This is a genomic window from Candidatus Desulfatibia sp., assembly GCF_036446775.1.
Lineage (GTDB): Bacteria > Desulfobacterota > Desulfobacteria > Desulfobacterales > UBA11574 > Desulfatibia_A.
The window spans coordinates 1-20,243 of sequence record NZ_JAZFTO010000097.1 but is presented as its reverse complement, the minus strand read 5'-3'; the positions used below and the strand labels follow the sequence as shown (position 1 = coordinate 20,243).

The window sequence follows — 20,243 nt, the reverse complement described above, 5'->3', positions numbered from 1 at the left end:
CACAACACTTTTAAACCCTGACCTATTCAGGCGAGACCAGATTTGGTTGACCGAAAAAAATCAATTCGGGGCCACATCATTATACTCTTTGAGCGAATTCGATTATCGCAAAGTGCGCGGCAATACGCCGTTTGACAAGTGGTATTTATCCGGCCGATTCGGTGCGCTCCCCATTATCGGCGATTTCAAAAGCTGGATTAAGAATGCCCAAAAAAAGGCGAGTCAATAAGAGAAAACCTAAAAAGCGGATATTAATTCTCTGTGAGGGCGGAGAGACCGAGCCGAATTATTTCAATGGCCTGAAACGCGATAAAGCTCAGCGGAACCGATTAGCGGCATTGAGAATCGAAGTATATGATTCGGATAAAAGTACCGGCAAGGAATTGGTTATTGAGGCCAAACATTTAAAAACAATCGCCAGGCAAGAAAAAAATCCGTATGACGATGTTTGGGTGGTCATAGACAGAGATGGTTATACGAAACATCCGCATGCCTTTGACCAAGCCAGAGCCAACAAAATAAAAATTGCCTTTTCAAGCATTTCTTTCGAGTTCTGGATTTTGCTGCATTATGCCTATACGACCAGACACTTTTCTACGGCAGACGACCTGATTCGTCACCTGAAATCCCGCTATATGACTGACTACGACAAAACCGATGACAACTATTCAAAACTAAAGGATCTAACGCCTGACGCCATCCAGCATGCAGAAAGAGCAAGAGAATATTTTCAGAATGACCTTGACAGGGGTACAAGAATCTATGAACTAAACCCCTACACTGATGTCGATGTTTTAGTGGATAAGCTTTTAAAATTAGATTGAATCGCTGGCTGGATGAAGTTCGCCGGAAATAAAACAAGAACCTTATGATTTGATGGGCGTTTTTACGACGCTATTATTTTTTGTCGATTTCAGCTTTCTCTGTCATCGCTATGTCAATGTTCTCCTTAACAAGAGCCCATTTCTCCGGAAATTTTTTCTTGGTGTATACCCTCAGGGCCGCTTCATAGCACGCAATCGCTCGCTGCAAATTCTCGCCCCGGTCACCTGTGGGAAGGATCCGATAGGCAGTTCCAAGGTTGTTCTGCGTCATGGCCCAGCCAATGGGAAAGTCGCGTTCGGTGTATACCCTCAGGGCCGCTTCAAAGCACGCAATCGCTCGCTGCAAATTCTCGCCCCTGTCGCCTGTGGGAAGACCAGCATAGGCAGTTCCAAGGTTGTTCTGCGTCACGGCCCACTGGATGGGAAAGTCGCGCTCGGTGTATATCCTCAGGGCCGCTTCAAAGCACACAATCGCTCGCTGCAAATTCTCGCCCCTGTCGCCTGTGGGAAGACCAGCATAGGCAGTTCCAAGGTTGTTCTGCGTCACGGCCCACTGGATGGGAAAGTCGCGTTCGGTGTATACCCTCAGGGCCGCTTCATAGCACGCAATCGCTCGCTGCAAATTCTCGCCCCTGTCGCCTGTGGGAAGATCAGCATAGGCATTTCCAAGGTTGTTCTGCGTCATGGCCCAGTCAGATGGATAATTTTGTTCGGTGTAGACTTTAAATGCCTTGTGATAGTATTTGATGGCAGATCGAAGGTTCTCGTCCCGGTCACCTGTAGGAAGTTTTCCGTAAGCTTCACCTATGTTGTTCTGTGTTCCAGCCCAATCTCTGGGAGAGTCGTCAATGGTGAAAATTTTAAGGGCTTCCTTGAAACAATCGATCGCTTTCTTTAGGTTTTTTGTTCTATCGCCCGTGGGAAGATTACTATAAGCAACGCCGAGACTAAGAAAAGTACCTGCATATTCCATCTCTGGACCTTTTTGATAGAATTGAAGAATTTCCTCCCTTAATGGTATTTCTTTGGCATAATCATCATATTCACTGTAGAGGTCGGCTAGCGGTTCGACAATGTTCTTTATTTTAAAGCTGGGGTTATCGACTGTTTCTTGCAGTTGATCTTCATAGAGCTTGATGAGCTCCAGAATATATTTACGATCCCTGTCCCCAACAAAACGTACCTTTTCATCCAGACGCATAGAAGCGGCAAATTCACGAGGGGTAATATGGCTTTTGTCGAATCTGTAGCGGTGGGGAATCCAGGAAAAGAGATCTTTCGCATATTTCATAAAAAGTTCGGCAAAATGAGGATAAACCATAAATATAAAATTACGGTTAAGCGCATAAATCACCTCTCTGGACTGGTTTAATTGTCTGAGAAAATTGTCAGGTTTTTTACCGGCGTGGGTTTCAAGATTTCTGATAAAGAAAACATGGGCGTCATAATTTTCATCTACAACGTCCTTAATGAATTCTGAAAAAGATTTTTTCGAACTTTTTTTTAAAAAGTCGATTAAAGCCGCAACTTTATCATGCTGCCCGATGCCGACTTTGATTTTTACTGTGAGGTCATCCAGAGTATCGTTGTTGGGCGCTTCAACTAAATAAAAGCCCGACCTCTTTATATTGAGAGCGTTGATTAAAAGACCGAGTTCTGCACCTTTCATTAAATTTTTCCCATATCCTTTAAAAGGCTCTTAACCACAGGATGAACATCAAACCATTGCTCACCATTGTATTCAACCACAGCCAGACAGGAAAGCAGCAGGAGGATTGTCTTGTCCAAGGGAAACTTTTTGGCTTCGGATTGGCTGATTTTAACGAGCTCATCATATAAACTGTCAGTTGTGACACCGGTTTCTTCCTTGCCTTCCACGGTTATCATGCCATGATATCTAGACTTAAGCCTTTCAAAAGCGTAATCCGATATTTGGCGGTCAATGGTATCGAGTTTATTAAATGATGCGCTGGTTGCAGCTATATCGATCATTTCAAAAAGGTCCCTCAGAACCCCCCCGCATCTGTCTATCATTTGATCGAGGACTCCGGTTTCAAACAATGTCAACTCCGCTCTATTTTCGACAATCTTTTTAATTACCGCAACCCCTCTATCATAAACTCCCCCTGCAATTTTTTTTGTCTTAAGCATGGGAAGACTAACCAGTTCGAACCGGCTTTTAAGGTCTGCAAGGTAAGGCGTCGTCAGGGTAAAAACAGAAACTGTAAAAACTATTTTAGCATTCAGTTCGGTCAGGATGCCGGAATGTTTGAAAAATAATTCATGGGTTTTTGATGTCTCAACTTTGTCAAGATCCTCTATAACAACAAGTAAATTTTTGTTTTGCTTTTGAAGATTTATTTTAATTTCATTGATCATTATATTGCAGTATGCAGTTAGAAGGCTGATCTTCTGGTCAAGTTTTTTTCTGTACTCCTTTTTGTTTACACTTGCCGACTTAACCGCCGCCTTAAATTCCGCAATCAAACCAATAAGTGATGATAACATCCCTCTGGAGGCTTTCAAACCTGCTTCCACTTCCAGCATATAGCCGGTTTCCGTGGCCTTTATTTCAGTAACATCGGAAAGCCAATCGGTTATTTTTTGAAGGTGTTTGCTATCTTTGTCTATAAAACCCGCTTTTTCAGCCTGGTCCGCAATCTGCTCCATCATTGTCATTACAAGGTCAATGTAATTAATATCATTAACATCGAGCTCTTCTGTTACGGAAAACTTAACCGTAAAATCGGTTTCGGCTGATTCCATTATAAGCCTGTTCAGTTCCGTTGACTTACCCGATCCACGATGCCCGGCAAACAGGATCTTGACATTGTCTTTCTCAAGCTTTTTCTTAAGCTCTTCAATTCTCGAGAGGCACGCGTCCCTTTCCGAATCAACAGGCACGTAAAACTCTTGAAACTCTTCCCCTTTTAGCGGAGCAGGAGGAAAAGCCGAAGGAACCTCGGATATATTTTTAGCCTTTTTCAGCATCTGTATCTCCTTCTTTTAGAAATAATAATAAGCTTTTATAACACATAACGGTTATTGAGGCAAATTATATACATCAGACTTTTTTATTGCCTTCTTGTTGCTCCCAAAAAGATGGCACAATTTAACGGCCCCAAACTGCCCCACGGAATGAGAGCGTCTGAAATCTATAATGCTTCCAGCAACCTCTCATGTATATTATCAAACCCGCCGTTTGACATGATCAGGATAAGGTCACCGGAGCAAGCTGTTTTCACAAGAAAATCGATAATCGTGGAGGTATTCGGAAAATAATACGCGTCTTTACCTTGGTTTTTAAGATCAGCCACCAGCTTTTCAGACGAAAATCGCTCATCAGGCTTGATCTTATCAAGACGCGAGGGCCGGCGAATGCAGATAAGATCGGCCTCGTCAAAGGCAAGCGGATAAACCCCCTGAAACACCTTGCGCATGCTGGAGTTGGTCCGGGGTTCAAATACGGCTAGCAGACGCCCGTCCGAATGAAATGGTTTAAGCGCCCGGATGGTCTCCCTAACCGCGGTGGGATGATGGGCAAAATCATCCATAACCGTAATGCCGTTTTTTATTCCGCGAACTTCCTGCCGCCGCTTTATACCCTCAAAAGTTTCCATAGCCCCTGCAATGACCTCAGCCGAAATCTTAAGGTGATGGGCCACTGCAATGACGGATAAAGCATTCAGCAAGTTGTGTTCACCGGCAAGTTTGATCTTAAAGTTTCCAAACACTTCACTCTGATTCAAAACCTCAAAAAAGGTCCACGGCGGATCGATGGAAACCGCCCCCAAATGCCATGAAGATGCCGGATCCCTGCCGTATTTTATAACCCGGCACTGCCGGCTGTGGATCAGACCGGCAACACCGTCATCATCATTGCACGCAAACAGAGTGTGCTGCGGGTCAATACCGGAGATAAATGTATCAAAAGACTGTTTTACATGCTCAAAATCTTTGAAAATATCTGCATGATCAAATTCTACACTGGTCATTATTGTCGTAAAAGGATCGTAGTGTAAAAACTTGGGACCCTTGTCAAAAAAAGCCGTGTCATACTCATCGCCTTCGATAACGATATAATCCCCTTGCCCGATACGATAATTACTGTCGAAATTTTTCAAGATCCCGCCGATCATAAAGCCAGGATCAAGCCCGGCTGTATGCAGAACCCAGGCTAAAATGGACGATGTTGTGGTTTTGCCGTGGGTACCGACCACAAGAAGCGGCTTCTTATCGGCTGCCAAAAAATAATTCACGGCCTGAGGCATGGAACAGAAATTAAGCCCCGTTTGCTGCATTTTTACAACCTCGGAATTATCCTTGGAAACGGTATTGCCGACAACCACCAAGTCCGGGCCATATGAAATATGCTCGGCTTCAAAACCTTGGGATATCTCGATGCCCTTTCTCAGAAGGAAATCGCTCATGGGCGGATAGACGCTCTGATCCGACCCGCTAACAGCAAAACCCATATCCTTCAGCACGCTGGCCAGCGCCCCCATGGCAGTACCGCAAATAGCGATAAGATGAACCTTTTGGATTTTCTCGGGAATGCGGTTTTTACTCAAGTCCATCGACATTTCTTTTCAATAAATTATTGCTAAGCATTATCTATAAATATAACCTAAAATTTGCATCAATTGTTATCGAAAACTCAATGTGTCAGTTGTTTGTTGTCCGTTGTCAGTTGTAAATCTAACTCGATTTATCCGGCGTTATGATAACGCTTTGGCTGAAAATTTATAAATCAAGACTTTAATTCCTCTAAGTTAGCTACGGACAATGGACAACGAACAACGGACATCGAGTGTTTCGCTCGATTAGAGTAATAGATTGATAATTAGGTTAGCATGTTGATGCAGATTTTACAAAACCGTTTTCATGAAACATTCGGGTTATCGAGGACTTATCGATGGACCATAATTTTATAGCAGCTTTAAAGGACGTTGCCCAAGGTTCCGGCCGCATCACGATATTAACCGGGGCCGGCATTTCCGCTGAAAGCGGTATTCCGACCTTCCGGGGCCCGGAAGGATACTGGACCGTAGGCTCCCAAGAATATCAGCCCCAGGAGATGGCGACCTACAGAATGTTCGGGCAACAGCCTGATGAAGTCTGGAAATGGTATTTATACCGCATCGGAATCTGTGCAAAGGCAGCACCGAATGCGGGTCATCTGGCCCTGGTTGAAATGGAAAAGCTTTTTGGCAGCCGCTTTACCTTGATCACGCAAAATGTTGATAACCTGCACATTCAGGCCGGCAGCAGTTTAAAAAATACCTTTCAAATTCACGGTAATATTTTCTATATGCGATGCGCTGATGAATGCACCCGGAAAGTCCATTCCGTCCCCAATAGTTTGACCGCTGGAAAGGCCAGGGAGGAAGAGCTTACAGAATCCGAACTCGAGTTACTGGTATGCCGGAATTGTGGAAAACGTGCCCGCCCGCACGTCCTCTGGTTTGATGAAATCTATAACGAACACTATTACCGTTACCAGAGTTCTTTAAGCGTCGCTGCCGAGACTGAATTGCTGATCGTGGTGGGCACCTCCGGGGCCACCAACCTTCCAAATCAGGTTGCGTGGGTAGCAAAAAGCCGTGACAGTATCATTGTTGATATCAACATCGAAGAAAACCCCTTCTCAAACCTGGCGTTAAAAAGCCGGCGGGGCTTTTTCATTAAAGAACCCAGCAGCACCGCCCTGCCCCGCATTTTACATATCTTGAAAAACTGATCAATAACGCTAGGCATTTTTCACTCTGCGGGTTAAACGCGCAGCAGCCTCTGCCATTTGGTGCTCACTGAATACACGAATACCATTTGCTTCCAGAAAAGCCGCCGTAACGCCCTTCCCCGCTTCAGACACGCCCGTAAAACTGCCGTCATAAATATATGAACTTCCGCACGAAGGGCTTCCGTCTTTCAGGACGGCAAACGCTATACTCTGTGATATTACTTGTTCAAGGGCTTTCTTGGCGCCAATTACAAATCGTTCCGTCATCTCTTTTCCGTCGCGGTTGATAACCTTTGCGAATCCCTGCAGCACGGCAGTTCCGTCGCCCTCACCAATAATCTCAGCAGGCGACCTTGGTACTGTAAGCCCCGCTGCAACTTCGGGACAAAAGGCCAGCACCCGATCCTCCTGTTGCCAGTACTCTAAAAGCCTGTCTTTACATACCAACACCATGCCGTCATATCGCACACGTTCACCGACCAGGCAGGCACTGACCAGTATTTTAGCACTGCTGTTTTTCGCTACGCTCATATATTTATTTAGTCCTGAAAAACCTGGTCCTTTAGGCCCGTCGAAGATCCCGCATAGCAGAAGATTATTTCTGATGATTCGGAGTTTTAAAAATTGACGATAATCGCAGGTTCATGTTAGACAGTACATATTTACGATCGTTTTCGAAAAGGGGAAAGATGGTACCTGCTAAATTAAAACCCGCTGTTTCCAAATATTGGCTGATTGCGCTGGCCGGCTTAATGTGGAGCATCGTGGGTGTAATGCTTTGCCGCCTGGCCTATATCTGGTTGTCGGCCATTCCTTGGCAGCAGGCGGTACCCATGGGGATGCTGGGAATCATATTTTCCCTGGCGATCTATCGCTATAAGTTTTCTAAAATCGCCCTAAAAAATATCGACCGGCTCTGCCTTCTGTCGGACAAAAGCTGCTTTTTCGCCTTGCAGGCCTGGTATGCCTATCTAATTATCATTGTGATGATCGCGCTCGGCATCGCTTTGCGCCACTCATCAATTCCCAAACACTATCTGGCGGTTCTCTATACGGCCATGGGCGGTGCACTGTTTTTGGCAAGTTTTCATTTTTTTCAACGTATCTGGGCTGTCAAGGTCTTAAAACAACCGTGTTTGCCGCCGGAAAAATAATACTCTCCTTTTACTTTTTTAACCCCTCCAGCACATTTTCCGCAGCCCTGATAGTGTCATCAATATGATCCATATTATGCGCCGCTGATACAAAAAAAACTTCAAACTGGGAAGGGGCCAGGTAAATGCCTTCTTGGAGCATCCCTTGGTAATAGGCGGAAAACATTTCAAGGTCGCTGGTCTTGGCATCCTCAAAATTCTTAACATCAATGTCGGTGAAAAACAGACCCAGCATTGACCCTACCCTGTCGACCACAGCGTTGATGTCTGCATTTTCTATAACGTTTTCAAGACCGGCGGCCAGACGACCGGCCTTTTCATCCAATGTATCATAAAAACCGGGATCTTCAAGCTGCCCCAGGACGGCAATACCCGCGGCCATGGTTAAGGGGTTGCCTGATAAGGTCCCGGCCTGATATACCGGTCCCTGCGGCGCCACGTGTTCCATGATTTCACGCTTGCCGCCATAAGCCCCTACCGGCAAACCGCCGCCGATGATCTTGCCGAGACAGGTTACATCCGGATAAATTCCGTACAGGGACTGGGCACCGCCGAGTGCCAGCCTGAAACCGGTCATCACTTCGTCAAATATCAGTATACTGCCGTATTGGTCGGTCAGCTCTCTTAACGTTTCCAGGAAGCCCTCCGCCGGCGCTACCAGCCCCATATTCCCGGCAACAGGTTCTACTATGATACATGCAATCTTTTCGCCCTGCTTGTCCATTACTTCTCTGACGCACTCGAGGTCATTGTACGGAAGCGAAAGGGTATTATCTACAAAGGATTGCGGAACACCAGGGCTTCCGGGAATACTCAATGTGGCAACACCCGAACCTGCCGCCACCAGCAGGGCATCGGCATGACCATGATAGCATCCGTCAAACTTAATGATGGTGTCCCGGCCGGTAAAGCCGCGGGCAAGTCGTATGGCACTCATGGTTGCTTCTGTTCCGGAATTTACCATGCGAACCATTTCAATGGAAGAAACGGCATCTATAACCATCTCGGCAAGTTGGATTTCAAGATCCGTAGGCGCTCCAAAACTGGTACCTCTCTTTAAAACAGTCGATATTGCTTCTGTCACAGCAGGGTGGCTGTGTCCAAGAATCATGGGACCCCATGAGCCGATATAGTCAATAAACCGGTTGCCGTCTTCATCATAAACCATACATCCGTCGGCACGCTTTATAAAAATTGGCTCCGTGCCCACCGCTCGGCATGCCCGCACCGGACTGTTAACACCACCGGGAATTATTTCTAAAGCTTGTTCAAAAAGTTTGTTAGAATTTTCACGATTCATCGCTTCTGCATCCTTTCCTTCCAGAGGTTGTTAGTAGTCTAGTTCGTATTTCTTTCAACGGTAAAGTGTCAACCTTGATGAATTCGACTTTTTACGAGATCATCAACTTTATAACTTTAAATAATAGTTGACAATTTATGATGATTGCAATGAAAATATCAGACACAATTTATCAGGTCAAGCAAGGTTTTTATATTATACGGGAACTATCGCTTTAAAGTACTAATGGCTAATCCCTAATTGACATTCAATGAAAAAACAAAAAGCTCTCAAACAGCTGACTAAGTTCATTGCTTATGCACTGGGGCACAGGCCTGACGAGTTCGGACTGGTTTTGGACCCGGACGGATTTCTCAAGATAAAAGAATTTTTAAAAGCAATCCACGAGGGGGACGGCTTTAAGTATGTACGTAAATCTCATTTAGAAGAGCTTATTATCACTTTGCCGGACCCATTGATTGAAATTAGAGGTAACTCCATCCGCGCAAAATACCGGGATGAACTGTCGCAGCACTCTCCGGCGCAAAACCTTCCCAAGCTTCTTTATACCTGCGTTAGGAGAAGAGCCTATCCGGTTGTTCTCGAGAAAGGTATTTTTCCGGCCACTTACTCCCAGGTAGTCCTTTCCTCCCGCCGCGATCTTGCCGAAAGGATGGGAAAGCGGATTGACCCGATGCCGGTCCTGCTTACCGTACACACCCGCAAACCGGCTGCAGAAAAAATTGTGTTTTACAGAGCCGGTGAAACTCTTTTTTTGGCCGAATCAATCCGTAAAGGCTGTTTTACAGGACCGCCTTTACCAAAACAAAAAGGGGCCGTAACCAAACAGGACGCACCCAAAGAACACAAATCACAAAAACTAAGCGGCAGTTTTATAATTGATCTTAAAGATAAAAAAGATCATGCCAAAGCCTCTGATCGCAAAAAGCAAAATGTAGGAACCTTCTGGCAAAAGGATACAAAACGTCTAAAAAAGCGAAAGCTGAAAAAGCAGCGTCCGCCATGGCGAAGTTGATCAGCACCAGGCTTCAAGTAACGAATAACATTTAACAAATAACTTTCCATTGAGCGTTATCGCCTAATTGAGGTTATAGCTCAGAAAATAAATTGACAACCTGAAATTAAGTTGTTATCAGATTAATCTTGCTGTTTAAAAGGCCTTTGAAAGGTCGATTTAAGTAAATCTAAACAGGGCCGTTAGCTCAACTAGGCAGAGCAACTGACTCTTAATCAGTAGGCTATAGGTTCGATTCCTATACGGCCCACCAGATCCGACAAGCCGGGGATAGCTTGCATTGGTAAAAGCTACCCCTTTTTTTGTCAAACAAAATAGTCTTGACACTAAGTTTCTTATGGTGTTACGTAAAGGTTTTTAAATAAATATCGAATAACGATCCTTGCTCCGGGTCACTATCGGGGCTTTATATCCACAAGGAGGTTACATGAGAAGATACGAAACCATCTTTATAGTCGATCCTGACCTTTCAGATGAAGAACGCTCACCCCTTTTTGAAAGATTAAAACCCCTGTTTCCTCAGCTGGACGGTTTCCTGGTTATGGTTGACGAATGGGGGACCAAAAAGCTTGCCTATGAGATCAAGAAAAAAAACCGTGGTTATTATGTTCGATTGGACTTCTGCGGGACAGGAACCCTTGTAAACGAGATTGAGCGGTTTTTCCGTATTGATGATCGGGTATTAAAATACATGACGGTCTTACTCGAAGAGGATGTTGACCTTGAAAGTCTGAAAGCAGAATTAGCCAAGGCTGAAACCGAAGAAGACCAGCCTGGTCAAACCGAGGAAGCTGATACCGAGCAAAAGACTGTTGAAGTCATGGAATCTGATATGGAAAAAAACGAAACAATTCAAGCGGAAAGCAGCCAAGAGGAGTTATAGCATGGCCGCATACAGGCCCACAAAACGAAGAAACCAAGGCGACAGAAAGAAAAGAGTTTTTCACCGCCGCAAGATATGCCGTTTCTGCGCTGACTCCAGCATGGTTATCAATTACAAAGATGTAAAATCTCTCCGGCATTTTACAACTGAACGCGGAAAGATTATACCCAGACGCATTTCCGGAACTTGTGCAAAACATCAGCGGTCTTTGACACAAGCAATTAAGCGTGCCCGCACCATTGCCCTTTTGCCATACGTAGGCACCTTTAACTATAGCTGAACAAACTATAGGCCACCTTAAAGGAGATGTGGGTAGTGCCTCAAATGAGTCAAGGGGATAGCTCAAAAGATATTCTAAGTGGTCTTACAATCACAACGCTTATCTTTGCTGTTGCTGTTTACATGCCGATAATCGGTTTTATCTCTGCACTTCTTATCCCCTTGCCGACGCTTTTCTATCGATCGAAACTCGGGAGAATCACCGGGGCTGTACTACCTGTTTTGGCAACCATTCTAATGGTTGTCATCCTTGGCGGAATATCCATCGACATCCTGTTCTTTTTTGAACTGCTGATGCTCGGTTATATCTTAAGTGAACTTTTTGAGATGGACCTTTCCGTTGAAAAAACTATGCTGTATGCTTGCGGTTCCGTACTGCTTGCAGGGATTCTTTGCCTGCTCTTTTACAGTAAGATCGCCGATACCGGGGTTATCCCCCTTGTATCGGAATATGTTGCCAAAAACCTGGAGCTGACCTTAGCACTATACGAAAATATGGGAGTTTCAGAAGAAACCGTTGACAAGATTTCGGCTTCACTGGAAAATATTCAGTATGTGCTGATACGAATCATCCCTGCAATTGTAACAGCATCAACCTTTTTTGTATCTTGGACCTGTCTGCTGCTTGCAAAGCCGATGCTAAAAAGCAGGGAGCTTTTTTACCCCGCGTTTGGCGCTCTGAACTTATGGAAAGCGCCTGAATTTCTAATTTGGGGCCTGATTGGGTCAAGCGTTTTACTGATTCTGCCCCACAAAAACTTTAAGATCGTCGGTTTAAACGGACTGCTTATCCTGATGACTATTTATTTTTTCCAGGGTATAGCCATTGTATCATTTTATTTTGAAAAAAAACAATTCCCGCGGATGCTCAGATTTTTTGCATACACCCTGATCGCCCTGCAGCAGGTGGTGCTGCTGATCGTTATTGGATTTGGAATATTTGATATGTGGCTGGATTTCAGGAAATTAGGGATAAACAAAGAAAAATAGCCATTTATGGATGGAAACTAACTAAGGTGATTAGGATGTTCTTTAGCGGAGGACAATAATGAGAGTGATTTTAACAGAAACCATAGAATCGTTAGGTATCATCGGTAGTGAAGTAACCGTAGCCGCCGGTTATGCCCGCAATTTTCTTATGCCCCAGAAAAAAGCTGTACCGGCTACGCCGCAAAACCGAAAAATGCTGGAGCAGGAAAAAACCAAATTCGAAGCGCAAATTACCAAAGAAAAAGGGCTGGCCCAAGAGATGGCCAAAAGGCTTGAAGGTGTTGTATGTAGAATCAATGCAAAAGTTGGTGAAGAGGACCGTCTTTATGGCTCAGTATCCACCCGCGATATTGTCGATGCATTGGCAACCCAGGACATTAAAGTCGAAAAAAGGATGGTTTTGCTGCGCGAACCGATTAAAGCCATCGGGTCTTTTAAAGTACCGATCCGCGTTTACAAAGAAGTTGAACCCGAAATTATAGTCGAAGTAATGCCCGAAGTATAAAATTCCAATGGCCAATCTTCCACCCCAGAACCTTGAGGCCGAGGAATCTATCCTCAGTGCCGTCCTGATCGACAACGATACTCTGCTGGAATTGCTTGATATTCTTGCCCCTGAGGACTTCTATAGATCAGCTCACCAAAAAATCTTTGCCGCTATCGCCGAACTCTTTAGCAGAAACGAACCGGTCGACCTTGTAACCCTGTCCAATATTTTAAGAGCACAGAACCGTCTGGAAGAAATTGGCGGGGCCACCTATCTTGCCAGACTTGTAGATACCGCCCCGCTTGCTGTAAATGCTCAGCATTATGCCAAAATTATCCACGACAAGGCCTGTTTGAGACGTCTGATTGAAAAATCGAATGCAATTGCCAGGCGCTGCTTTGAAGACAGCGATGATGTCGACAACATTATTGACTTTGCTGAGAGCAGCATTTTTGAAATTTCGGAAAACAAGATCAAACCGTCATTTCACCATATCGGAAAAATTATTGAAGACAATATCGACGCCCTTGAAGAACGTCAGGGAAGCAAAGCCCTGGTCACCGGCGTTGCCACCGGTTTTACTAAAATTGACGAGTTGACCGCAGGATTCCAGCAATCAGATCTCATCATTCTTGCCGGGCGTCCGGGCATGGGGAAAACAGCTTTTGCCCTCAATATTGCCAAGCACGCCGCGGTTGACGCCAACATTCCGGTGGCCTTATTCTCGCTGGAGATGTCCAAGGAACAGCTCTCCATGCGCATGCTCAGCAGCGAGGCTCAAATCGATTCATCCAAGATGAGAAGGGGCTTTATATCTCAGAACGACTGGATGAAAATTACTGATGCCGCCGGTGTACTGTCTGAAGCACCGATCTTTATTGACGATTCCCCCAGCATTACGGCCCTGGAAATCAGAACCAAGTCGCGCCGGCTGAAAATGGATCAAAACATTGGCCTGATCATCGTCGACTACATCCAGCTCATGAGGGGCCCTGCTTCAGCCGAGCGCAGAGACCTTGAAATTTCGGAAATATCCAGATCATTAAAAGCCCTGGCCAAAGAACTTGCTCTCCCGGTCGTAGCGCTATCCCAGTTGAACAGGGAGTTGGAAAAACGCAGCGACAAGCGACCACAGCTTTCGGACTTGCGGGAATCCGGAGCTCTTGAACAGGATGCCGATGTGGTTGCTTTCATTTACAGAGACGAGTTGTATAACAAGGATGAAAATAACCCTAAAAAAGGTACCGCCGAAATCATTATCGCTAAACAGCGCAACGGCCCTACCGGAACTGCGCCGTTAAAATTTTGGGATGCCTATACCCGTTTTGGAGATCTCAGTCCTCAAGATTATCCCTAATAACAAAAAACATTTAAACCTTCCAGAATGAAGAGACTTTTCGGGCATACCACCGGATTCAAGGCCAATCAGATCCGCCGCCTTGAAAATCTTTACCGCCGCCGCATTCCGCCGGAGTTTCTGATCACATTTGAACTCGCGCGTGATATCAGCCTGCTCTCTTATGAAATTCGTCGTCAGATCGGACTCCTAATCAACCGTGCGGGCAGAATTGCCTACGTTATTGTCGGAGACCAACAAAAGATTATAATCCCGGACACCAGTGAATATCGTGTCGCTCCGGGACGGCTGAAGGGGCTCAGATGTGTCCACACTCACCTTAATAATGAAGCTTTGACCAGCGACGACCTTACCGATCTTGCCCTTCTGAGACTCGACCTGATGGCTGCAATCACCATGACCACGGAAGGGCATCTGCATCGGGTGCATGCGGGGCATATCCTCCCAAAAAGCTCGCCTGAAAACCCTTTTGCAATTTTAAAACCTTTGCAACCCCACCAGCTTGATATTGCGTGTCTGGAACTAATCCATTCTCTGGAAACGGAATTAGCCCATGTAAAATCATCGTATGAAGCCAATCAGGGCAAAGAAAGGGCGCTCCTTGTCAGTGTTACCTCAGCGCCTAAGGATATTGCCATGGATTCCTTGGCAGAACTTAAAGAACTTGCTGCCTCCAGCAATATAGATGTTATCGGAACCATGCTGCAGCAGCGCAGAAAGTTAAATTCCAGATTTCTTATGGGTATTGGAAAACTTCAAGACCTGACCATCATGGCGCTTCAGACAGGCGCAACACTGATCATCTTAGATCAGGAATTAAACCCGTCACAAATCCGATCCATTACGAATAAGATAGACTTTAAAATTATTGACCGAACGCAGTTGATCCTCGATATTTTTGCGCAACAGGCTCAAACCAGGGAAGGAAAACTTCAGGTTGAACTTGCCCAGTTGAAGTATTTGCTGCCGCGCCTTATTGCAAAAAATACAGCCATGTCACGCTTGACCGGTGGTATCGGCGGGCGCGGGCCGGGTGAAACCAAACTGGAAATAAATCGCCGGCGGGTACGCAATCGGATTACACGTTTGGAAAAAGATCTGGCCCTTGTAATTAAACAGCGCCTGCAGCAAAAGGCTCGGCGAAGCAAAAGGAATTTGCCCGTTATTTCCATAATCGGGTATACCAATGCCGGCAAATCGACACTTTTGAATACCTTAACAAAGAGCAATGTCAAAGCGGAAAGCCGACTGTTTGCCACTTTAGACCCTGCGAGCAGACGCCTTAGATTTCCCAAAGATATTGAGGTTATAATTACAGATACCGTTGGATTTATCAAAAACCTTCCCAAGGATCTGTTGACGTCATTCCGCGCCACCCTGGAGGAACTTGAAAGTGCCGATCTGTTTCTGCATGTTATCGATATCAGCAATCCCCGTTACCAGCAGCAGATCGAATCTGTTGAAAAAATACTTGCCGAACTTAATCTGGACAAAGTTGACACCATCCGGGTCCTAAACAAAATGGATCTTGTTGACGACGAAACCGTTAACAGGCTTAACAAAACCCTCGGCGGAACCGCTGTCAGCGCCAAGGCTAAATCGACCTTGGTGCCTTTGATAGAAAGGATGGAGAAGTTGATATAGGGTTGACATCCGGAGCAAACAAGATATAAAGATGAACTTCCTATGGATTTAGAACCCTTAAAACGGATCGGCATCGCCGCCGCTTTCAAAGCCGGAAGCGTGCTGCGGTCTCATTACGGCAAAATTACCAGCATCAGCAAAAAAGGCGCCATTGACCTTGTCACCGAAGCCGATACCAGCTCAGAGGAGATAATTATCCAGACCATCCGGAAAGCGTTTCCGGATCATGCTATTCTGGCTGAAGAAAGTGGTTTGAGTCCGGGAAAAGCTGAGCACATGTGGATTGTCGATCCTCTTGACGGCACCACAAACTTTGCGCACGGGCTTGATATGTTCTCGATTTCCATAGCCTATGCCTTTAAGCAAGAAATCGTTGTCGGTATTGTTTTGTGTCCGGCAACCAACGAAATTTTCGCGGCGATGAAAAACAAAGGGGCCGATCTCAATGGGCGCTCGCTGAAAGTCTCAAGCTCTAAAACAGTTTCGGAAAGCTTGCTGGTAACCGGTTTTCCGTACAACTTTAAAGAAATATTAAATCCCTTACTAAACCGCTTCTCGAATTGTCTGAAAGCCTCGCAGGGAGTACGCAGACTAGGTTCGGCCGCAATTGATCTCTGTTACGTAGCCTGCGGGCGATTTGACGGATTCTGGGAACAGAAGCTTAAGCCCTGGGATACGGCTGCCGGTGAGTTGATTGCCAGAGAAGCAGGAGCAGTCGTTACAGATTTTTCAAACAATCCGTTTACGATTGATAAAACTGAAATCCTGGCAACCAACGGCAAAATTCACACAGAAATGATGGGATTGTTAAATTTAAAGGACGCCGTATGAAAAAAGAATTTGTCAACAAAACCTCCATTAATGATCATCTAGGGTGTTTCGGCAATTTTAATCTCGAGGATTCGATCTGTAAAAAATTCTGTGCTTTAAGTTTGCGTTGCGCTATAGATCGTGAGCGGGACATCAGGCTGGAGCTTATGGAAGATCTGATGTCTTCTGATTGCATGTTAATTAAAATACAATAACTTTAATCCCAACCCGGATAAACCGGCCTCCGGCTCGTAGAGCCTACGCCTCGGAGAGAAAGAATAGCCACAAAGGCACCAAGACACAAAGAATAACTGTTTATTATAATAATTTAACTTCGTGTCTTGGTGTCTTAGTGGCGAAAATATTTTGTTAGATAGGTACTATAGAGAGGGGAAAATTTTACCGGGATTTAATATCCCATTGGGATCAAAAAGTTTTTTTATCTTTTTCATAAGGTTCATTTCAGCATTTCCGATTTCCTTTGCCAGGTAAGGAGCCTTGGTAATGCCGATGCCGTGTTCACCGGAAATCGTTCCACCAAGCTGGAGCGTATAGTCAAACAGGGCCTCAACGGCACCCTCGGCCTTTTTCAACTCGGCCTCATTCTTTTTGTCAAGCATGATATTAAAATGGATATTGCCATCACCGGCATGCCCGAAACTAACTATGGTAAGGCCGGTTTCGGCCCTTAAAGCGCTTATCTTTTCGACCATATCAGGAATCTTGCTTCTAGGGACGACAATATCCTCATTTATCTTATCCGGGCCGTATTGAAACAGGGCCGGCGAAATCGCCTTCCGGGCTCGCCATAGATTTTCAGCTTCGGCCTTTGTCTTGGCGATTTCAACACATTTTGCGCCCCGCGACAGACATAGCGCCTTGATCTGTTCAAGGGCAAGGTCCACCTCATCCGGCCTGCCGTCCTCCTCAATCAACAACAAAGCTTCGGCCTCAACCGGCAGAGCAATTTTAAGGTGGCTGGCGACACACCGGATGGAAGCATTATCCATAAATTCTATGGCTCGCGGTATGATGCCGCTTCTGATAATCTCTGAAACCGTTTCCGCTGCCGATGCGATCTTATCAAATACAGCAGTCATCACCCTGACGACCTCTGGTCGGGGCAGAAGTCGCAGCGTCATGCGGGTAATTATGCCCAGGGTCCCTTCGGAACCCACTAAAAGACGGGTCAAATCATATCCGACCACTCCCTTGGCGGTCTGCACACCGGTACTAATAATTTCTCCAGTCGGTAGAACAGCTTCAAGACCCAATACATAATCCCTGGTCACACCATACTTAACCGCGCGGGGACCGCCGGCACATTCCGCCACATTTCCACCCAATGTGGAAAATTCTGAACTTGAAGGATCAGGGGGATAAAAAAGACCTTCTTTTTCAACCGCTTTATGAAAACGACCGGTAACAACGCCGGGTTCCACGTGTGCAATGAGATTATCCTTATCAATCTTTAAAATCCGGTTCATACGTGCCATTACAAGGACGACTCCCCCTCTGACGGCCAGAGATCCGCCGGTCATCCCGCTGCCGGCACCCCGTGGAATCACAAAAAAGCCGTCTTCGTTGGCAAGGTTTACTACAGCGGATATTTCCTGGGCGTTTTTGGGAAACAAAACCGCATCAGGCATGTAGGTGCGGGCGGTTGCATCATATGCATAGCAGGCAAGATCCTCTCTATTTCTGGTGCAATTGGTCTTGCCCGCTATATTTTGAAGTTTTGAGAAAGTAGGGTCAGGCAGTTTCATCAAAATTAAAATTTTCCGGATTCAAGTCTCCGGCGCAAAAATTCCACCTGTTTCTGCACGGGGCTGTTCGCCTTAACTGCCCGTTCAACAATATTGATGGAATGAAGTGCTGTGGCATGATATCGGTTGAAGCTTTTTCCAATGGCCTGGAGGGGCGCATCCGTATACATGCGCGACAGGTAAATCGCTATCTGTCTAGGCCGAACAATGGACCGTTTGCGGGAATTAGAAACAATTTCATCCATGGAGATACTGTAGTATTTGCACACCAGTTTTTTGATGACATCTATGCTAATTTTTTTTCTTTGACGCACTATATTCTTAACAACACTCTCAGCAAGGGCAAGATCGAGGGGCGTTCCCAAAAGAGACGATTTGGCAGTAACACCGACGAGTCCGCTTTCCAGCTGCCGAACATCTTCGGTAAGTTCGCTGGCCAAATACTGCATGACACCTTCGGGCACTTTATACCCGTTATGCAAGGCTTTTTTCTGCAATATCCTGATTCTGGTTCTAAAGTCGGGAGGCTCAATATTTGAAATAATACTGCTTGAGAGCCTTGACTGCAGTTTATCATTAAGTTTCGGGATGTCCACCGGCAGGTAACAGCTTGAAAAAATAATCTTCTTGCCACTCTCAAACAGTGTATCCAGAGTTAACGCCAGTTCAATCTGAGTTCGTTCTTTGCCGCTCAAGTAATGCACATCTTCAAGCAGCAAGACGTCACACCCATGGCGGTATTTTGCCTTGAATTTATTTATGCTGTCATGCCTAAAGGCTTGCACCATTTCATTGGAAAAATCTTCAGCCGTCATATAATAAACACGCTCTGAAGGGTGCTCGGACAAGATATAATGGCCAATGGCCTGGGAAAGATGGCTTTTCCCCATACCGGTTTTTGACAATAAAAACAAAGAATTTTGCTGGCTATTCTTGCGCGAGGCAAGTGCAAATGAAGCGGAATAGGCAAAGTCATTGTTGCCGCCGACTACAAACTGATCGAATGTAAAATCCTTTTTGAGAAAACGTCCATTATGAGGACGCATATTTATATTGGGAAGCGGCAGCTGTAAATCTTGATCTTTTACTGATTTTGCAGAATTTTTTTGTTCGGCAACCTCAACAGTAAAACCGCAGGACTTGCCGGCTGCGCGTTGTATTTCAGACTCTATAAGCTTGCCATAATGGTCCAGAACCCTTTTTTTGGAGAAACAATTGGGACAAGCAAGTATTATAGCGTCCGGCTTGCCTTTTTTAAATTCCAGCGGTTCAATCCACATTCTGAAACTATGACCGGGAATACGCGACCTGACAGCAGTTTTTACTTCTTTCCAGATAGATTCCATTATGACCCAGGCTCTTATAAGTTGAAAAATAAAATTTTACTTGCTATTTCAGAGGGAAATATCTATAAAGTAACGATTTCAAACGTTTTAGGAGTATTATTTAAGGTTATTCGAAATACCATTGAAAGATGTTTGTAAAGTTAGGGGATCTGCCATATTGTGTCAATCCTGATAAATCCGATTTTCTTTCTGGTTATAAACAAGTTATCAACAATCTATATCGTATTATTTTCATTGATTTAATCAATTACTAAAAAGACAACTCCTCATAAATACAATCATTTTTGAATAAGGGTTTTTCTTTAAGCATTTTAGGCATATCCATTAATATGACCATAATTTCTACAATAATGTTTATCCCTGAAATCTCCCTTTTTCTTCAATTATCTTTGATTTTTATAATAGTAAATTTATTTGAAAAAAAATTCGATGACCTGTAGTATAATAAAATTAGTTGCTAATTTTGATGAATTCGTTAAAAAGTCGAATTCATCAGGTGTTTGGTGTTTAGTATTTTGTGTTTTGATTGAAATCTATGCTGATATACCAGCTTGTTAGATCGCCAAACACTAAACACCAGCCGACTTCGCCATAGCAGCGGCCGACTTCGCCAAAGTAGCCTTAGCTACGACGGCTGAAAATACAAAA

The 20,243-nt window shown here is 45.0% G+C and carries 20 protein-coding genes and 1 tRNA gene; 14 read left to right on the top strand and 7 right to left on the bottom strand.

Annotated features, from left to right (window positions below; all coding sequences use genetic code 11):
• Positions 1–229, top strand: a 229-nt coding sequence (locus V3S16_RS04520; protein ID WP_413883485.1) for an AAA family ATPase, incomplete at its 5' end; no start/stop codon positions are given.
• Positions 204–824, top strand: coding sequence for an RloB family protein (locus tag V3S16_RS04515; RefSeq protein WP_413883484.1), 621 nt, complete (start codon positions 204–206; stop codon positions 822–824). The genes V3S16_RS04520 and V3S16_RS04515, both read left to right, overlap by 26 nt.
• 73 nt (positions 825–897) lie before the next feature.
• On the opposite strand, the gene V3S16_RS04510 is transcribed toward V3S16_RS04515, so the two are convergent.
• The 3 genes from V3S16_RS04510 to mpl form a co-directional block, all read right to left on the bottom strand.
• Positions 898–2,493 (bottom strand): hypothetical protein, encoded by a 1,596-nt coding sequence (locus V3S16_RS04510; RefSeq protein WP_413883483.1) that lies wholly within the window; start codon positions 2,491–2,493, stop codon positions 898–900.
• Positions 2,493–3,815, bottom strand: coding sequence for a P-loop NTPase fold protein (locus tag V3S16_RS04505; RefSeq protein ID WP_413883482.1), 1,323 nt, complete (start codon positions 3,813–3,815; stop codon positions 2,493–2,495). Before V3S16_RS04505 ends, V3S16_RS04510 begins: the two co-directional genes overlap by 1 nt.
• A 164-nt stretch (positions 3,816–3,979) precedes the next feature.
• Positions 3,980–5,401 (bottom strand): UDP-N-acetylmuramate:L-alanyl-gamma-D-glutamyl-meso-diaminopimelate ligase, encoded by a 1,422-nt coding sequence (gene mpl / locus V3S16_RS04500; RefSeq protein ID WP_413883481.1) that lies wholly within the window; start codon positions 5,399–5,401, stop codon positions 3,980–3,982.
• A gap of 338 nt (positions 5,402–5,739) precedes the next feature.
• Between mpl and V3S16_RS04495 the strand changes: the two genes are divergently transcribed.
• Positions 5,740–6,564 carry an SIR2 family NAD-dependent protein deacylase gene (locus V3S16_RS04495; protein ID WP_413883480.1) on the top strand — a complete coding sequence of 275 codons (825 nt, stop codon included), beginning with the start codon at positions 5,740–5,742 and terminating at the stop codon, positions 6,562–6,564.
• 9 nt (positions 6,565–6,573) lie between these two features.
• On the opposite strand, the gene V3S16_RS04490 is transcribed toward V3S16_RS04495, so the two are convergent.
• Positions 6,574–7,095, bottom strand: a complete 522-nt coding sequence (locus tag V3S16_RS04490) for a DUF523 domain-containing protein (RefSeq protein WP_413883479.1) — start codon at positions 7,093–7,095, stop codon at positions 6,574–6,576.
• Positions 7,096–7,253: 158 nt separating this feature from the next.
• Between V3S16_RS04490 and V3S16_RS04485 the strand changes: the two genes are divergently transcribed.
• Positions 7,254–7,718 carry a hypothetical protein gene (locus V3S16_RS04485; RefSeq protein ID WP_413883478.1) on the top strand — a complete coding sequence of 155 codons (465 nt, stop codon included), beginning with the start codon at positions 7,254–7,256 and terminating at the stop codon, positions 7,716–7,718.
• 10 nt (positions 7,719–7,728) lie between these two features.
• Here the strand turns inward: V3S16_RS04485 and hemL are convergent, their stop codons facing one another.
• Complete coding sequence (gene hemL, locus V3S16_RS04480) at positions 7,729–9,018, bottom strand: glutamate-1-semialdehyde 2,1-aminomutase (RefSeq protein WP_413883477.1); 1,290 nt, start codon at positions 9,016–9,018, stop codon at positions 7,729–7,731.
• Between the two features lie 250 nt (positions 9,019–9,268).
• On the opposite strand from hemL, the gene V3S16_RS04475 reads away from it, so the two are divergent.
• From V3S16_RS04475 to V3S16_RS04430, 10 genes are all read left to right on the top strand, one after another.
• On the top strand, positions 9,269–10,033 hold the full coding sequence (locus tag V3S16_RS04475) for an RNA 2'-phosphotransferase (RefSeq protein ID WP_413883476.1): 765 nt from the start codon (positions 9,269–9,271) through the stop codon (positions 10,031–10,033).
• A gap of 176 nt (positions 10,034–10,209) precedes the next feature.
• Positions 10,210–10,286 (top strand) — tRNA-Lys (locus V3S16_RS04470).
• A 174-nt stretch (positions 10,287–10,460) separates the two neighbouring features.
• Entirely contained in the window at positions 10,461–10,916 is a 456-nt protein-coding gene (rpsF, locus tag V3S16_RS04465) for a 30S ribosomal protein S6 (protein ID WP_413883475.1), read from the top strand.
• Between the two features lies 1 nt (position 10,917).
• Positions 10,918–11,196, top strand: a complete 279-nt coding sequence (gene rpsR, locus V3S16_RS04460) for a 30S ribosomal protein S18 (protein ID WP_413883474.1) — start codon at positions 10,918–10,920, stop codon at positions 11,194–11,196.
• 44 nt (positions 11,197–11,240) lie between these two features.
• Positions 11,241–12,185, top strand: coding sequence for a YybS family protein (locus V3S16_RS04455; RefSeq protein WP_413883486.1), 945 nt, complete (start codon positions 11,241–11,243; stop codon positions 12,183–12,185).
• Between the two features lie 58 nt (positions 12,186–12,243).
• Positions 12,244–12,690, top strand: a complete 447-nt coding sequence (rplI, locus tag V3S16_RS04450; RefSeq protein WP_413883473.1) for a 50S ribosomal protein L9 — start codon at positions 12,244–12,246, stop codon at positions 12,688–12,690.
• 7 nt (positions 12,691–12,697) lie between these two features.
• Entirely contained in the window at positions 12,698–14,029 is a 1,332-nt protein-coding gene (gene dnaB, locus V3S16_RS04445; RefSeq protein WP_413883472.1) for a replicative DNA helicase, read from the top strand.
• A gap of 27 nt (positions 14,030–14,056) precedes the next feature.
• On the top strand, positions 14,057–15,673 hold the full coding sequence (hflX, locus tag V3S16_RS04440; RefSeq protein ID WP_413883471.1) for a GTPase HflX: 1,617 nt from the start codon (positions 14,057–14,059) through the stop codon (positions 15,671–15,673).
• 42 nt (positions 15,674–15,715) lie between these two features.
• Complete coding sequence (locus tag V3S16_RS04435) at positions 15,716–16,504, top strand: inositol monophosphatase family protein (protein WP_413883470.1); 789 nt, start codon at positions 15,716–15,718, stop codon at positions 16,502–16,504.
• The gene (locus tag V3S16_RS04430) at positions 16,501–16,698 is read left to right on the top strand and encodes a hypothetical protein (RefSeq protein WP_413883469.1); all 198 of its coding nucleotides are present in this window, start codon (positions 16,501–16,503) and stop codon (positions 16,696–16,698) included. Before V3S16_RS04435 ends, V3S16_RS04430 begins: the two co-directional genes overlap by 4 nt.
• 165 nt (positions 16,699–16,863) lie before the next feature.
• Here V3S16_RS04430 and V3S16_RS04425 read toward each other — a convergent pair whose 3' ends face one another.
• Both V3S16_RS04425 and dnaA read right to left on the bottom strand, forming a co-directional pair.
• On the bottom strand, positions 16,864–18,249 hold the full coding sequence (locus V3S16_RS04425) for an FAD-binding oxidoreductase (RefSeq protein WP_413883468.1): 1,386 nt from the start codon (positions 18,247–18,249) through the stop codon (positions 16,864–16,866).
• A gap of 5 nt (positions 18,250–18,254) precedes the next feature.
• Positions 18,255–19,595, bottom strand: a complete 1,341-nt coding sequence (dnaA, locus tag V3S16_RS04420; RefSeq protein ID WP_413883467.1) for a chromosomal replication initiator protein DnaA — start codon at positions 19,593–19,595, stop codon at positions 18,255–18,257.
• Positions 19,596–20,243: the final 648 nt, after the last annotated feature.

Bases quoted from the DNA above. Each gene is read 5' to 3' on its own strand.
- V3S16_RS04430 (WP_413883469.1), top strand. From the start codon at position 16,501: ATGAAAAAAGAATTTGTCAACAAAACCTCCATTAATGATCATCTAGGG.
- V3S16_RS04455 (WP_413883486.1), top strand. From the start codon at position 11,241: ATGAGTCAAGGGGATAGCTCAAAAGATATTCTAAGTGGTCTTACAATC.
- V3S16_RS04495 (WP_413883480.1), top strand. From the start codon at position 5,740: ATGGACCATAATTTTATAGCAGCTTTAAAGGACGTTGCCCAAGGTTCC.
- mpl (WP_413883481.1), bottom strand. From the start codon at position 5,401: ATGGACTTGAGTAAAAACCGCATTCCCGAGAAAATCCAAAAGGTTCAT.
- V3S16_RS04515 (WP_413883484.1), top strand. From the start codon at position 204: ATGCCCAAAAAAAGGCGAGTCAATAAGAGAAAACCTAAAAAGCGGATA.
- rplI (WP_413883473.1), top strand. From the start codon at position 12,244: ATGAGAGTGATTTTAACAGAAACCATAGAATCGTTAGGTATCATCGGT.
- V3S16_RS04485 (WP_413883478.1), top strand. From the start codon at position 7,254: ATGGTACCTGCTAAATTAAAACCCGCTGTTTCCAAATATTGGCTGATT.
- V3S16_RS04425 (WP_413883468.1), bottom strand. From the start codon at position 18,249: ATGAAACTGCCTGACCCTACTTTCTCAAAACTTCAAAATATAGCGGGC.
- hflX (WP_413883471.1), top strand. From the start codon at position 14,057: ATGAAGAGACTTTTCGGGCATACCACCGGATTCAAGGCCAATCAGATC.
- V3S16_RS04475 (WP_413883476.1), top strand. From the start codon at position 9,269: ATGAAAAAACAAAAAGCTCTCAAACAGCTGACTAAGTTCATTGCTTAT.
- hemL (WP_413883477.1), bottom strand. From the start codon at position 9,018: ATGAATCGTGAAAATTCTAACAAACTTTTTGAACAAGCTTTAGAAATA.
- dnaA (WP_413883467.1), bottom strand. From the start codon at position 19,595: ATGGAATCTATCTGGAAAGAAGTAAAAACTGCTGTCAGGTCGCGTATT.
- V3S16_RS04435 (WP_413883470.1), top strand. From the start codon at position 15,716: ATGGATTTAGAACCCTTAAAACGGATCGGCATCGCCGCCGCTTTCAAA.
- V3S16_RS04505 (WP_413883482.1), bottom strand. From the start codon at position 3,815: ATGCTGAAAAAGGCTAAAAATATATCCGAGGTTCCTTCGGCTTTTCCT.
- V3S16_RS04490 (WP_413883479.1), bottom strand. From the start codon at position 7,095: ATGAGCGTAGCGAAAAACAGCAGTGCTAAAATACTGGTCAGTGCCTGC.
- rpsF (WP_413883475.1), top strand. From the start codon at position 10,461: ATGAGAAGATACGAAACCATCTTTATAGTCGATCCTGACCTTTCAGAT.
- dnaB (WP_413883472.1), top strand. From the start codon at position 12,698: ATGGCCAATCTTCCACCCCAGAACCTTGAGGCCGAGGAATCTATCCTC.
- V3S16_RS04510 (WP_413883483.1), bottom strand. From the start codon at position 2,493: ATGAAAGGTGCAGAACTCGGTCTTTTAATCAACGCTCTCAATATAAAG.
- rpsR (WP_413883474.1), top strand. From the start codon at position 10,918: ATGGCCGCATACAGGCCCACAAAACGAAGAAACCAAGGCGACAGAAAG.